14 protein-coding genes are annotated in these 13929 nt (G+C 74.9%); 6 read left to right on the forward strand and 8 right to left on the reverse strand.

Annotated features, from left to right (window positions below; translation table 11 throughout):
- Positions 1-11 precede the first annotated feature (11 nt).
- The gene (hemG, locus tag P8A18_RS27470) at positions 12-1487 is read left to right on the forward strand and encodes a protoporphyrinogen oxidase (protein WP_306058700.1); all 1476 of its coding nucleotides are present in this window, start codon (positions 12-14) and stop codon (positions 1485-1487) included.
- A gap of 4 nt (positions 1488-1491) precedes the next feature.
- The gene (gene hemQ, locus P8A18_RS27475; protein WP_306058702.1) at positions 1492-2226 is read left to right on the forward strand and encodes a hydrogen peroxide-dependent heme synthase; all 735 of its coding nucleotides are present in this window, start codon (positions 1492-1494) and stop codon (positions 2224-2226) included.
- Positions 2227-2356: 130 nt separating this feature from the next.
- Here hemQ and P8A18_RS27480 read toward each other — a convergent pair whose 3' ends face one another.
- The 4 genes from P8A18_RS27480 to P8A18_RS27495 form a co-directional block, all read right to left on the reverse strand.
- Positions 2357-3148, reverse strand: coding sequence for a TIGR04222 domain-containing membrane protein (locus P8A18_RS27480; protein ID WP_306058704.1), 792 nt, complete (start codon positions 3146-3148; stop codon positions 2357-2359).
- Positions 3149-3212: 64 nt separating this feature from the next.
- Entirely contained in the window at positions 3213-4220 is a 1008-nt protein-coding gene (locus P8A18_RS27485) for a TIGR04222 domain-containing membrane protein (RefSeq protein ID WP_306058706.1), read from the reverse strand.
- Positions 4221-4225: 5 nt separating this feature from the next.
- Positions 4226-5644, reverse strand: coding sequence for an MbnB/TglH/ChrH family RiPP precursor modification enzyme (locus tag P8A18_RS27490; RefSeq protein ID WP_306058708.1), 1419 nt, complete (start codon positions 5642-5644; stop codon positions 4226-4228).
- A gap of 138 nt (positions 5645-5782) precedes the next feature.
- Positions 5783-6538, reverse strand: a complete 756-nt coding sequence (locus P8A18_RS27495) for a peptidyl-tRNA hydrolase (RefSeq protein ID WP_306058710.1) — start codon at positions 6536-6538, stop codon at positions 5783-5785.
- Between the two features lie 71 nt (positions 6539-6609).
- Here P8A18_RS27495 and P8A18_RS27500 point away from each other — a divergent pair, with 71 nt between their 5' ends.
- The 4 genes from P8A18_RS27500 to P8A18_RS27515 are packed head-to-tail and all read left to right on the forward strand — an operon-like array spanning position 6610 to position 9087.
- Positions 6610-7287: an AIM24 family protein gene (locus P8A18_RS27500; RefSeq protein WP_306058712.1), complete on the forward strand. Its 678-nt coding sequence runs from the start codon at positions 6610-6612 to the stop codon at positions 7285-7287.
- Positions 7288-7304: 17 nt separating this feature from the next.
- Complete coding sequence (locus P8A18_RS27505; protein WP_306061178.1) at positions 7305-8180, forward strand: ABC transporter ATP-binding protein; 876 nt, start codon at positions 7305-7307, stop codon at positions 8178-8180.
- Positions 8177-8848: an ABC transporter gene (locus P8A18_RS27510; protein WP_306058714.1), complete on the forward strand. Its 672-nt coding sequence runs from the start codon at positions 8177-8179 to the stop codon at positions 8846-8848. Before P8A18_RS27505 ends, P8A18_RS27510 begins: the two co-directional genes overlap by 4 nt.
- 14 nt (positions 8849-8862) lie before the next feature.
- On the forward strand, positions 8863-9087 hold the full coding sequence (locus P8A18_RS27515; protein WP_306058716.1) for a hypothetical protein: 225 nt from the start codon (positions 8863-8865) through the stop codon (positions 9085-9087).
- 6 nt (positions 9088-9093) lie between these two features.
- Here P8A18_RS27515 and P8A18_RS27520 read toward each other — a convergent pair whose 3' ends face one another.
- The 4 genes from P8A18_RS27520 to P8A18_RS27535 all read right to left on the reverse strand — a co-directional run bounded on the left by P8A18_RS27520 (position 9094) and on the right by P8A18_RS27535 (position 13837).
- Complete coding sequence (locus P8A18_RS27520) at positions 9094-9984, reverse strand: polysaccharide deacetylase family protein (protein WP_306058718.1); 891 nt, start codon at positions 9982-9984, stop codon at positions 9094-9096.
- A 105-nt stretch (positions 9985-10089) separates the two neighbouring features.
- The gene (locus P8A18_RS27525; RefSeq protein WP_306058720.1) at positions 10090-11466 is read right to left on the reverse strand and encodes an alkaline phosphatase PhoX; all 1377 of its coding nucleotides are present in this window, start codon (positions 11464-11466) and stop codon (positions 10090-10092) included.
- A gap of 104 nt (positions 11467-11570) precedes the next feature.
- Positions 11571-13121, reverse strand: a complete 1551-nt coding sequence (locus tag P8A18_RS27530; protein ID WP_306058722.1) for a sensor histidine kinase — start codon at positions 13119-13121, stop codon at positions 11571-11573.
- A complete protein-coding gene (locus tag P8A18_RS27535; RefSeq protein WP_306058724.1) occupies positions 13118-13837 on the reverse strand; it encodes a response regulator transcription factor in 720 nt (239 codons plus the stop codon). Before P8A18_RS27535 ends, P8A18_RS27530 begins: the two co-directional genes overlap by 4 nt.
- Positions 13838-13929: the final 92 nt, after the last annotated feature.

The raw sequence follows: 13929 nt of genomic DNA on the forward strand, positions 1-13929 counted from the left end.
AGAGTGGAGGCATGCAGCGTTCACCACACCGCGCGGACAGGGCCCCCGGCCACGTCGTCGTCATCGGCGGCGGCATCGCCGGACTCGCGGCCGCCCACCGGCTCGTCGGGGCCGGGCTGAGGGTCACCCTCCTGGAGGCGACCGACCGGCTCGGCGGCAAGCTCATGACCGGCGAGGTCGCGGGCGTCCGGGTCGACCTCGGCGCCGAGTCCATGCTCGCCCGCCGCCCGGAGGCGGTCGGCCTGGCGCGCTCCGTGGGGCTCGGCGACCGCCTCCAGCCGCCCGCCACGGCCACCGCCGCCCTGTGGACGCGCGACGCGCTGCGCCCCATGCCCAAGGGCCATGTGATGGGCGTCCCGGGCGACCCGTCCGTCCTCGGCGACGTCCTCTCGCCGGAGGGGCTCGCCCGTATCGCGCAGGAACGCGACCTCACCCCGACGGCCGTCGGTGACGACGTCGCCGTCGGCGCCTACGTGGCCGACCGGCTGGGCCGCGAGGTCGTCGACCGGCTCGTGGAGCCGCTGCTCGGCGGGGTCTACGCGGGCGACGCCTACCGGATCTCGATGCGCGCCGCCGTCCCGCAGCTCTTCGACGTCGCCCGGCGGTCGGGCTCGCTGCTCGACGGGGTCACCCGCATCCAGGAGCAGGCCGCCGCCCGGCAGCAGGCCGGGCCGGTCTTCCAGGGCATCGAAGGCGGCATCGGCAGCCTGCCGGGCGCCGTCGCGGACGCCGTACGCGCCGGGGGCGGCGACATCCTCACCGAGACCCCGGTGCTGGGCCTGACCCGTACCGCCGACGGCTGGGACGTGCGCACCGACACCCGGGTCGTCGCGGCCGACGGCATCGTCCTCGCCACCCCCGCCTGGTCCGCCTCCACCCTGCTCGCCGCCGAGTCCCCGGCCGCCTCGGCCGGGCTGGCGGGCGTCGAGTACGCGTCGATGGCCCTGGTCACCATGGCGTTCCGGCGTTCCGACGTGGCGGGGACGGCCGCGCTCGCCGGGCGTTCCGGCTTCCTCGTGCCGCCGGTCGACGGGCACACCATCAAGGCCGCCACCTTCTCCACCCACAAGTGGCAGTGGGTCGCCGACGCCGCGCCCGACCTGTTCCTCCTGCGGACCTCGGTCGGCCGCTACGGCGAGGAGGACCACCTCCACCGCGAGGACGGCGAACTCGTCGGTGTGTCCCTGCGCGACCTCGCCGCCGCGACCGGGCTGACCGCGAAGCCCGTGGCCACCGAGGTCACCCGGTGGATCGGCGGGCTGCCCCAGTACCCGGTGGGCCACCTCACCCGGGTCGCCCGCATCCGGGAAGAGGTCGCCAAGCTGCCCGCGCTGCGGGTGTGCGGCGCGGTCTACGAGGGGGTCGGCATCCCGGCCTGCGTCGCGAGCGCCCGGCGCGCCGCCGACGAGATCGCCGACGCTCTCACGGGGCAGACCACCGCCACGCCGACCCTGGTTCAGGGCACACGGAGCGAGGCGGGACAATAGCCGTATGAGTGCTTCCGAGACTGAGACATCAAGCAAGGCTCCGAACGCCGGCAAGAAGGCCAAGGACCTCAACGACGTCATCCGCTACACGTTGTGGTCCGTCTTCAAGCTGCGCGACGTCCTGCCCGCCGACACGGACCGCGCGGCCGTCGCCGGCGAGGTCCAGGAGCTGTTCGACAAGCTCGCGGCGCGGGACGTCACCATTCGCGGCACCTACGACGTCTCCGGCCTGCGCGCCGACGCCGACCTCATGATCTGGTGGCACGCGGAGACGGCGGACGAGCTCCAGGAGGCGTACAACCTCTTCCGGCGCACGCGGCTCGGCAAGCACCTGGAGCCGGTCTGGTCGAACATGGCGCTGCACCGCCCCGCCGAGTTCAACAAGTCGCACGTCCCGGCGTTCCTCGCCGACGAGACGCCGCGCAACTACATCAGCGTGTACCCCTTCGTGCGCTCGTACGACTGGTACCTGCTGGCCGACGAGGACCGCCGCCGCATGCTCGCCGACCACGGCAAGATGGCCCGCGGCTACCCCGACGTGCGCGCCAACACGGTCGCCTCGTTCTCCCTCGGCGACTACGAGTGGGTGCTGGCCTTCGAGGCCGACGAGCTGTACCGCATCGTCGACCTGATGCGTCACCTCAGGGCCTCCGAGGCGCGGATGCACGTCCGCGAGGAGGTCCCCTTCTTCACCGGCCGGCGCAAGTCGGTCGCGGACCTGGTGGCAGGGCTCGCGTAGCGAACGGGCTCCCGGCCACCCCGACCCGGAAGATCAGACGGCGGGCATCCGGCACCTCGTGCCGTCCGCCGGTCCAGCGACACCGGGTTCGGCCCGACGGTGCGGCGCGCTCGGCGCGCCGCACCGTTCGTCATTCCCGGGCCGGGCGTCCTCGTACGCCCTCCCGGCCCGCCAGCGCCGCCCGTAGCGCGGGGTCCCGCACCGCGCCCACCCCGCGTACGGCGACCGCCACCAGCGTGTCGCCCGTGGCGCCGTCGCCCGGCAGCGCGCACGCCTCCAGCATCCGCTGCCCGGCCGGTGAGGCCCACGTGCCGTAGGGGTGCGCTTCGAGCCGGGCGATGGCCAGGCACCCCAGGGTCAGGGCGAGCGGCAGCCCGAACCACACGAGCAGCCGCGTCTCGGGGCCGCCGGGTGCGAGCAGGGCGGCGGCGCCCAGCGCGGCCACCAGCCCAGCCGTCCCGCGCACCGCCCGCACCGCCGACGCCATGTCCGCCCCGCGCGGCACCGCGAGGCCCGCGGCGACCAGCCGGTCGGCCACGGCGCGTACGGCGTCCGCGGCGGCCGCCGCCGCGCGTACCGGCGGTATCGGCGACTGGCCCTCGGGGCCGATGGCCCGGATCACCGTGCGCTCCACCTCGTCGCGGCCCTCCGGGTCGACCACCGTCGCCCAGCCGGTGGGGGCGAGCAGCAGCCGGCGCCGCAGATGCATGGAGACGAGCGCCAGATCGGCCACCCGGCGCGGTCCGCCGGCCAGGAAAGCCGCCTCGTACAGCGTGAGTTCCCGCCGGTACGCGGAGAACCGCGCCCCCTGGGCCGCTGCCCCGGCCGGCTGCCGGGCCAGGCGGGCTCCGGCGAGGCAGAGCCGGACGCAGGACAGCCCCGCCGCGCCCCACGCGACCAGCACCAACAGAAAGGGGACCATGCGGGATTTCTATGCGAGGGCGGTCCGCCGCGCCATAGCTCGTCCAACAGGTGGACCAGCCGTCTCAGGAACTGCTGCCGCAGCTCGACCCGCCGCCGCAGCTCGAACCGGAGGAACCACAGCTGGAACCGCCCCCGCAACTGGAGCCGGAGGAACCGCAGCTCGAACCCGATCCGCATCCGTTGGCCCCGCCGCAGCTGCTCCCGGGCGAGCTGCCGCAGCCGCCTCCGGGGCTCGACCCCGCGCACCACACCGACGGCGCGAGCAGCATGCCCGAGGAGTCCGTGGAGGTGTACGAGGTGTACCGGGTGTGCGAGGGGCGCACGGGCCGGGTGCGGGCCGCCGCGATCAGGTGCGTCCGCAGCGCGGGATCGGGAACGGCGCGCAGGCCGTGGACCGCCACCAGGAGCGCCGGTTCGGCGCGGTGGGCGTGTGCGGCCCGGAACTCCGCCGCCGCCCCGCGCCCGGCCCGGGTGACCCTGGACCGGGCCGCCGCCGCGCAGACCAGCCCGGTCACGAACCCGCCGGCCACGGCCGGGACCACCACGACGAAGAACGGGACGCGCCAGCCGGGGCCCCCGCTGTCGGACATGAACCCGCTGACGGCCAGGCCGAAGGCGACCGGGAGGGCCAGAAAGCACAGCAGCGTCTGCACGAGACCCCACACCCGCCACTTCGCGTTCGCACCGGGCGCGGCCAGCAGCCCGCGCGCGGCCAGCCCGTGACCGGTCTCCTGCACCGCCGGGTGCCGCATCGCCGCGACCCGCAGGGTGTGCAGGGCCCCGTTCGGGGCGGCGGCGTGCTCCTGGAGCACGGCCCGCTCCACCGGATCGTGGGCGACCGGGTGGAGGACGGCGACGATGCCCGGCCCGCCGACGTTCAGCCGGCCGTCCGCCTGCATGGCGGTGAGTGCCGTGTCGACGACCCGGCCGGGCCCGCCGTTCAGGAAGGCGGCCTCGTACAGATCGTGCAGCGGACCGCCCTGCCCCCGCCGGGTGCGCGCGAGGCCGGTGATCAGCAGGACGCAGGAGAGGACCACCGCGAGCGTCAGGACGAAACACGCCGCGGCCATCCCCGTCACCTCCCCACCAGCACGGAGCGGGCGGCCCGCGCCAGCCGGGTGGCGCGTCCGGGCGGTCGCGGGGCGGCCCGGTCCTGCCACCAGTACGTCAGCCGGCGGCGCGCCGCGTCGTCCTCGGGGCGGCCCGCGATGAGCAGCTGCTCGGCGAAGTCGAGGGCGTCGCGCCGGTAGCCCGACGTCATGGGCCGCGCTCCGGCGTACGCGAGGAACGCCTCCCGGTAGCCGCGCCGGCCCAGGATCCCGGGCAGCTCGGGCGCCACCTCGGCGACGACATCGGCGCGCTTCGCGGCCAGGGCCCGGCTCTGCACGCCGAGCCTGCGCCGGTCGAAGCCCTCGGGGGCGGGGGCGCCGGCGACCAGGGCGGAGAGCAGGGCGGCCTGGGCGACCGCGACCCGGTCCCGCACGGTCTCCGGGACGGGCGGCGCGGCTGTGGCCCCCGATGCGGCTGTGGCACCCGATACGCCTGTGGCCGCCGATGTGGCTGTGGCCCCCGATACGCCCGTGGCCCTCGATACGGTTGTGGCGCCCGGGACAGAAGGAGCACCCGCGTCCCGACCCGCACCCCCCGCGCCCCGGCCCGCACCCCCCGCGACCCCGCCCGCGTCCAGCGTGGCCCGGATCGCGTCCAGTTCGCCCGCCAGCTCGGCGGCCGGCGGGAAGGCGCCGTCGCGCTCCAGCAGCACCCCGGGCGGCGCGACCCGGGAGCGCAGCTCGGCCAGGACGTCGAGCACCGGGGCGGTGACCGGGTGGGCGTGCGTGTCGTGCCAGACGCCGTCCTTCTCGACGCCGCCGGCCACATGCACGTACGCGATGGCCTCCACCGGCAGCTCGTCCAGGGCGGTCGCCGGGTCCTGGCCCAGGTTCACGTGGTTGGTGTGCAGATTGGCCACGTCGATCAGCAGCCGCACCCCCGTACGCTCCACCAGCTCCGCCAGGAACTGCCCCTCGGTCAGCTCCTCGCCGGGCCAGGAGATCAGCGCCGCGATGTTCTCCAGGGCCAGCGGCACCGGCAGCGCGTCCTGCGCGATCCGCACGTTCTCGCACAGCACGTCCAGCGCCGCCCGGGTGCGCTCCACGGGCAGCAGGTGCCCCGCCTCCAGCCCCGGCGACCCGGTGCGCGCCCCGCCCGCCCGTACGAACGCGATGTGCTCGGTCACCAGCGGGGCGTCCAGCAGCGACACCCGGGCGGCGAGGGCGGCGAGGCGGCCCGGGTCGGGGCGTTCGGCCCCGCCGAGGCCCAGCGAGACCCCGTGCGGCACGACGGTGACCCCGCGCTCCCTCAGCCGTACCAGGGAGGCGGGCAGATGGCCGGCGCAGAGGTTCTCCGCGACCGCCTCCACCCAGTCGATCCCCGGCATCGCCTCCACCTCGTCGGCGATCTCCGGCCGCCAGCCGATCCCGATACCCAGTTCCATGCCGTCCCCCTCTGTTCCGTGCGGGGGTGATGACCCCGCGGCACGGCGGTGAATCCGGGAGGGAGGACGTTCAGAGCTTCATTTGAGGTTCCGGGGCGCCCGGATCTCAGCAGGTGAGGTTTTGTGGGCGCCCGGGTCTCAGCGGCGGCGGCGCAGGGCCGGATGGTCGGCCACCACGGTGCACGAGCCCGGGGCGATCTCGGTGAATCCGGCGTCCCGCACGACCGGCAGCCCGCTCACCGTCAGCTCCCGCCAGCGCTCGGCCCCCGGGGTGGCGACCGAGAGGGGGAAGCCCGCCTCGCGCCACGCCTTGCGCTCGGTCTCCGACAGCTCCCACCAGGCGAGCTGCGCCCCGTGCCCGACCTGCGCCATCTCCTTGCCGGCCGACATGCCCAGCTCCGGGTTGAGCCAGAGCACCGGAAGCGCGAGGTCGGGCGCGGCCGGCGGTTCCGGGTCGTCCAGGTCCGTCCCCGAGACCTGGAGCTTGGCCAGCTCCTTCGGCCAGCCGTCCAGGGGGACCGGCGGGAAGACCCGCACCTCGGCCTCGTCGCCCGTGACCGTGATCCCGGGCAGCGCGGCCGCCTTGCGCCACTCGGCGCCACGGGCCCGCCGCACCACCTTGCGGATACGGGCGTCCTGCCAGTCCCGCATCACCTCCGCCCAGGCGCCCTCGCCCACCGACCGCTCGTCCGAGAGCATCACGAGCACCGCGCGGGCGGCCGTGCGCAGGGCGTCGGTGCGGGCCGGAGGCGCCGTCTTCTCGATGTGCGCCACCAACGGCAGTACGTACTGCGGTGCTTCGTCCCGGTCCGTCCGCTCGGACCGGAACGGGCTGTCCACGGGCAGGGTGACCGGTTCGGCGGACGGGGGCGCGGGGGTGTCGTTGCTGCTCACCCGACCAGTCTGCCAGCCGCCTCCGGTGGAGTTCTTGGCGGAATGGAACAGTCCGGGCGAGGATGCTCCGCATGAAGAGCGACCTCTTTTCCAGCGAGCACATGGCGGAGCAGGCAACGGCCCCCGGAATGACGTTGCAGAACGCCAAATCCATCAAGTACGCGGTCAACGGGGAGATGCACGCCCGCCAGGGATCGATGGTCGCCTTCCGCGGTGATCTGCAGTTCGAGCGCAAGGGACAGGGCATAGGCGGTCTGCTCAAGCGGGCGGTCACGGGCGAGGGGCTGCCGCTGATGGCGGTGCGCGGCCAGGGCGAGGCGTGGTTCGCGCACGAGGCGGCCAACTGCTTCATCGTGGAGATGGAGCAGGGCGACGTCCTCACCATCAACGGACGCAACGTCCTGTGCTTCGACGCCACGATCTCCTACGAGATCAAGACGGTGAAGGGCGCCGGGATGACCGGCGGCGGCCTCTTCAACAGCGTCTTCACCGGCTACGGCAAGCTCGGCCTGATGTGCGAGGGCCACCCCATCGTCATCCCCGTCACGCCCCAGCAGCCGGTGTGCGTCGACACCGACGCGGTCGTCGGCTGGAGCGCCCAGCTGAACACCTCGCTGCACCGTTCGCAGAGCGTCGGCTCGATGATCCGGGGCGGCTCCGGCGAGGCCGTCCAACTGCGGCTGGACGGACAGGGGTTCGTGATCGTGCGGCCCAGCGAGCTGAAGCCCGAGAAGGCGTCGGCCCACTGAAACCGGGCACGGAGGCACTGCGGCTGCGGGGTGTGGGGCGGCGCTACGGCCTCGCCGGGCCCTGGGTGCTGCGCGGGGTCGACCTCGACCTGCCCGCACGCGCCCTGGTCCGCGTCGAAGGGGCCAACGGCACCGGGAAGTCGACCCTGCTGCGGCTGCTGGCCGGGATCGACGCCCCGTCCGAGGGCCGGATCACCGGCCGCGGGCCGCGCACGGCGTACGTCCCCGAGCGGTTCTCCGCAGCCCTGCCCTTCACGGCCGCCGGCTACCTCGCCCACCTGGGCCGGATCCACGGGCTGCGGCCGGCGGACGCGGCGGCGAGGGCGAGCGGCCGGCTGACCCGGTTCGGCGCCGCCGCGCACGCCGGGACCCCGCTCGCCGAACTCTCCAAGGGCACCAGCCAGAAGGTCGCCGTCGCCCAGGCGCTGCTCGCCGAGCCGGAGCTGCTGGTGCTGGACGAGGCGTGGACCGGCCTGGACACCGAGGCGCGCGGCGAACTGGACCTGGCCGTCGTCGAACGCGTCGCCGCCGGGGCCACCGTCGTGTACGTCGACCACGACCCGCACCGGCTGGCGGGCGCGGTCGACGCCGCGTACCGCGTCGAGGGGCAGGCCCTGGTCCCCGCGCCGCTCGCCGCCCCCGACGCGGCCCCCGGCCCCCGGATCCTGATCGAGGCGACGTGCGCGCCGGGCACCCCGCTCCCGGCCCGGCTGCCCGGCGCGCCGGAGGGCACGGCCGCGCCGGACGGCACGGCGCGGCTCACGGTCCCGGCCGCGCACTCCGACGCCCTGCTGGGCGCGCTGCTCACGGCGCGCCCGCCGTGGCACATCAGCCAGGTGACGGCGGCCGGTGCTCGGGCCGGCCGCCCGGCCTCCCGGGACGGGGCGCCATGACCGCGCTCATCCGCTACCAGGCCGACCTGCTCGTACGGTCGCAGCGCTGGACGGCCCCGGTGCTGCTGTACGCGGCCTTCCTCGCCGTCGGTGTGCGCGCGGGGCAGCCCGTGCTGGACTCGCTCGGCTACACCGCCGCCGGGCTGCTGCCGGTCACCGCGTGGCTCGTGCGGGTGTGCGCCGGCCAGGAGCCGCCTGCCGCCCGCGCGGTCGTCGCGGCCGCGGTCGGCGGGCAGCCACGGGCGCATCTGGCCGCCCTGCTCACCGCGCTGGGGTGTGCCGGGCTGCTGGGCACGGCCGCCACGGCGGTCGTGCTGGTGATCAGCGACCCGGCAGGTGCCGACCACATGGTCCGGGTACCGCTGCCGGCGGCCTGCGTCGCCGGACTGCTCGCCACCGCCTGCTGTGTGCTGCTGGGCGCGGCGGTCGGCGCCCTGTGCACCCGGCCGCTGCTGCACGGCCGGGGCTGGTCGATGGTGGCGACCGTGCTCGCCTCGCTGCTGGCGCTGGTGACCACCGGATCGCCCGCGAAGTACGCGGTGACGGGCCTGGTCACCGGTTCGCTCACGGGCACGGTCCATGTGCCGGTGCTCCCGCTGCTCGGAGCCGCGGCCGTCGCGGCCGCCGCGCTCGCGCTCGCCTGCCGGCTCACTTCGGTACGCGGCTGAGTAGGCTCGTGGGTATGGGTGAGGACAGGGACGAGCGTGTGGACGAGCGGCCGGACACGGAGTCCGGGTCCTTCTGCGGGACGGCCCCGGACGGGGCCCCGGAGCGGGCCGAGGGGCCGCCGTACGCCGAGTGCGTGCTGTGCCGGAAGCCGACCGAGTACGCCGAGTCGGTCAAGGGGATCACGCTGTGCCCGGTGTGCGAGTGGCAGGAGGCCCAGCGCACGGCCTGCTCGGGCTGAGGCGGTTCAGCCGGCCATCAGCTCGGACACCTTGACGAAGCGGTAGCCCCGCTTCCGCAGCTCCGGCACGACCTGGCGGACCGCATCGGCGGTGACCGGCGCCGCGCTGCGGGTGCAGTGCATGACGACGAGCGAACCGGACCGCACCCCGTCCAGCACCTGTTCGGCCACGGCGTCCGCGTCCGTCGCGAAGGCATCGCCGCTGACGACGTCCCACTGGACGGCGGTCACCTTCTCCGGCCCGAGCGCCCGCAGCGTGTCGTCGTCGTAGCAGCCGCCGGGGAAGCGGAAGTACGGCACCACATTGCGGGCGCCGGTCTCGCGGATCGCCCCGAAGGCCCGCCGCACCTCGTCGCGCACGGCGTCCTTCTCCACGGTCGGCAGCCCGTAGCAGGGCGTCGTGAACGCGTAGTGGCTGTAGGAGTGGTTGCCGATCTCGAAGAGGGGGTCGGTGCCGATGGAGCGGGCCTGGTCCGGGTACTCCTCGGCCCACCGCCCGGTCATGAAGACCGTCGCCGGCACCTTCAGCCGGCGCAGCAGGGCGATCAGTTCCGGATTGTCGAAGTGCTCACCGGCCGCCGCGCGCGGCCCCTCGTCGGCCGTCATGTCGGCGTCGAAGCTGAGCGCGACGACCTTCGCCGCGCGCTGCGGCCCGCGCTCGAAGACGGGGGTCCGCCCGCCGGGCCCGGGTGCCAGGACGGCGGGCTTCTCCGGGGCGGCCGGGGGAGCGGGGGAGTCGGCGGAGCGGTCCGGGGCGTGGGCGGCGGTACCGGAGGCCGAGGGCGGGCCGGAGGCGGGGGCCGGGCCGGGCACGGGGTGGCCGCAGCCGACGAGCCCCCCGCCGAGCACCGCTCCCAGCACACCCAAAGTTGTCACTCTGCGTGCGAAAGGTGTCATTTCCGGAAAATAACCGATCAACCTACTTGTTGATCGACGCCGGGCGGCACCCGGGCCGGGCCGCCGTCCCAGTGGGCCAAGGGGACGGCGACGGCGCCCGGCCCGTCAGCGCCAGGGGCCCGTCACGGCGAACGTGGTGCCCGGGGTGTAGACGTTCACGTACATCGTCCCGTAGTCCGGCGCGAACGTGACACCCGCGAACTCGCCCCACTCCGGAGCCTCGGCCGTGCCGATGTTCTGCCGGCCGCGCGCCATCGCGTACACCTCGCCGCGCCGGGTCAGGCCGAACACGTGCTGGGCCCCGCCGCCGTCCTCGCACACCATCAGGCCGCCGTCGGGGGCCAGGGTGATGTTGTCGGGGGACTCGCCGGGCAGCTGGAGGTCGGTGTCCGGGCCGAAGACGACGACCAGGGTCAGCCGGCGCCCGGCGGGGTCGTAGCGCCAGACCTGTCCGTAGTGGTCCGCCGCCGAACCCTCCTCGCGGTACGCGAAGCTGGAGACGAAGTAGACGCAGGAGCCGCCCCAGTAGCAGCCCTCCAGCTTCTGGCCGTGGGTGATGCCCTTCGGACCGAAGTCCTGGAAGCGGATGGGGGTTTCGGCGGCCTGCGGGTCCGGTACGGGAACCCACTCGACGCCCTCGAACACCGTCCCGGTCTCCTGGACCGCCGAGAGGTCCGGGACCCCCGGCACCCGCATGGCCTCCAGCCGGCCGCCCGCCCGCAGCGAACCCGTGCCGCCCAGCGGCTTCTTCGGCAGAAAGCGGTAGAAGAGTCCGAACGGCTTCTCGAACGCGTCCTCCGTCTCGTAGACCGTCCCGTCGCGCGGATCGACCGCGATGGCCTCGTGCTGGAAGCGGCCCATCGCGGTCAGCGGCACGGCGCCGGTGCGGTGCGGGTCGGCGCCGTCCACCTCGAAGATGTAGCCGTGGTCCTTGGTATAGCCGTTGGTGCCGGCCCTGTCCTCGGTCTCCTCGCAGGTCAGCCAGGTGTTCCAGGGGGTCCGGCCGCCCGCGCAGTTCACCGCCGTACCGGCGATGGCGACCCGCTCGGACAGCACCCGGTTGTGGCCGTCGAGCTCCAGGGCCGTACAGCCGCCCTTGCCCATCGGATCGTAGGTGAGCCCCTCGACCGTCGGTACGGGGATCTCGGCGTCCACCCGGTTCTCGTGGTTGCGCACCAGCCGGACGTGCCCGCCCCGGGCGGCGAACGCGGCCATGCCGTCGCAGTGGCTGGGGACCCGGCCCTCACCGGAGCGGAGCGGGTCGCCCTCCCGGGACAGCACCCGGTAGCGGAAGCCCTTCGGCAGGTCGAGCAGGCCGTCCGGGTCCGGGACGAGCGGGCCGTAACCGCTGTGCCCGCGCGCGGCGGAGCTTCCGGCGAAGAGTTCGGTGAACGCCCCGGTGAAGGCGACCGACACGGCGGCGGCTCCGCTCGCGGCCAGGACGGTGCGCCGGGTCGCGAGGGGGCGGGGTGAGACTGACATGGGCAACTCCCTGCGGGGGGACAGGACAGATGACATGGCGACGTCAGGTGAGGGTCTGCCCGTTCGAGTGCTCCGGTGAACGTCGGCCCTCCCGGCAGACGTTGTCACGGCAGGTCTCCGGGACCGGCGCCGACGCTCCGGGGCAGCAGCAGACGGAACGTGGAGCCGTAGCCCGGCCGGGTGTCGACTTCGAGCCGCCCGTCGTGCGCCTCGGCGATGGTGGAGGCGATCGACAGACCGAGACCCGACCCCGGCTCCGCGCCGTCCGGGCCGGCCGCGGGCCCCCGGTAGAACCGTTCGAACACCTGCTGCGCCGCGTCCGCCGCGAGACCCGGCCCGTCGTCGGCGACCTCCACCACACACGCCGGCACCCCGGCGGGCAGCGCTGCCGTCGCGCTGCCGCGGCCCGGCCGGTCGGTGCCCCCGGTGTCCGGGCCGGTGCGTACGGTGCCGACCCGGACCTCGACACGGGCACCGGGCGGGGTGTGCCGGCAGGCGTTGGCCAGCAGGTTGCCGATCACCTGGGACAACTGGTGCGCGTCCCCCAGCGCCTCCACCACATCGAGCGCGGGCTCCGCACCGTCCCCGCCCCCGCGGCCCAGCGGGGCGAGGCGTACCTCGCGCCCCGGATGCGCGACGACCGCCGCGCCGACCCCGTCGGCCGCCAGCGACAGCAGGTCCACGGTCTCGCGGTGCGCGACGGGCGCGTACCCCAGCTTGGCCAGCAGGAAGAGATCGTCGACGAGACGGCTCATCCGCTCCGCGTTCCGGGCGATCAGCTCGTGGGCCTCGCGCCGGCGCGCCGCGGGCAGGCGCGGCTGCTCCACGAGGAGTTCGGCGAAACCCTGGATCGAGGTGAGCGGGGTGCGCAGTTCGTGGCCCGCGTCCGCCATGAAGCGCCGCAGCCGCTGCTCGGACGCGTCCTTGCGGTGCAGGGCCGCCCGGACCTGGCCGAGCATCGTGTTGAAGGCGATGCCGAGCCGCCCGGTCTCCGTACGCGGATCGGTGTCGGCGACGGTCAGGGCCGACTCCCCGCCGGTGATGCGCAGGGCCGTGCGTTCCATCCGGGCCAGCGGGCGCAGCCCCAGCCGTACGGCGGCGCTGCCCAGCAGCCCGACACCCGCGGCCACGACCGCGCCGATCGCGAGGCTGAACCACAGCAGCTTGGACGTGGCCCCCTCGACGGTGTCGAGGGGGAGCGCGACGACGACGCGCCGCCCGTCCGGGCCGGTGTCCGCGATCACCCGCCAGCGCGAGCCCCCGTCGGCTGCGGGCACGGTCGTGGGACGCCCGCTCTCCAGCGTGAGGGCGGAGACGGTGGAGGGCAGCCGGGGCCGGCCGCTGCCGCTGCCCAGCGAGTCGGGGCGGAGCCGGCCGTCCGAGGTGTAGAAGAAGACCCGGTAGTCGGACGGCAGGGCGTCCTCGCGGGGCTCGGGAGCGTCCGGCCGCCTGCCGTGCGCCGGGGCGTACGCGGCCGGGGGAGGCGGCCGGAAGTCGGTCAGACGGTGGTCGATCTGGCCGGTCAGCCAGGACCGCATGACCGCGAGACCGGCGGCCTGCGAGACCAGCACGGCCAGCGTGGCCAGCACGGTGGAGATCAGCACGAGCCGGGTCCGCACCGAGCGGGGCCGCAGCCGGCGCGCCCGCTGTCTCACGGCGCGTCCTCGCGCGGCAGCCGCAGGCAGTAGCCGACGCCGCGCACGGTGTGGATCAGCGGCCGCCCGGCGCGGTCGATCTTGCGGCGCAGGTTCTTGATGTACGTGTCGACGATCCGGGTGTCCCCGGCGAAGCCGTACTGCCACACGGCCAGCAGGATGTCCTGCTTCTCCAGCACCTTCTCCGGCTGGGACGCCAGGCACACCAGGAGCCGGAATTCGGTCGGCGACAGCTGTACGGGCGCGCCGGCCCGGTGCACGGTGTGCCGCTCGCGGTCGACGCTCAGGTCCGCGTACCGCAGCGGGGGCTGTTCGGCCGGCGGCCGGGGCGCGCCCCCGGTGCGGCGCAGGATGGCCCGGACGCGCAGCAGGATCTCCTGGATGTGGAACGGCTTGGTGACGTAGTCGTCGCCGCCCGAGCTGAGCCCGATGATGCGGTCCTCGATGTCCGTGCGGGCGGTCAGGAACAGCACCGGGGTGTAGTCGCCGCGGGACCGCAGCCCGCGCGTCACGGCGAACCCGTCCGTGTCCGGAAGCATCACGTCCAGCACGATCAGGTCCGGCCGGCCCCGCTCCACCTCGCCCGCCGCGTCGCCCCCGTTGGCCGCCGAGACGACGCTGTACCCGGCCGCGTTCAGGGCCGAGGTGAGCAGGGTACGGATGCCCGGGTCGTCCTCGACGACGAGCACGGTGTGCCGGGCCGGCCGGTCGCCCATCGGAAGGATCACCTCGCGGCTTCTGCGGACACGGCCCGGGCGGCGCCGTGCGGCGCGATGCTACGGGCCGAACTTGTGCGCGTTCACAGGAA

This window comes from Streptomyces sp. Mut1, from assembly GCF_030719295.1.
Taxonomy (GTDB): Bacteria; Actinomycetota; Actinomycetes; order Streptomycetales; family Streptomycetaceae; genus Streptomyces; species Streptomyces castrisilvae.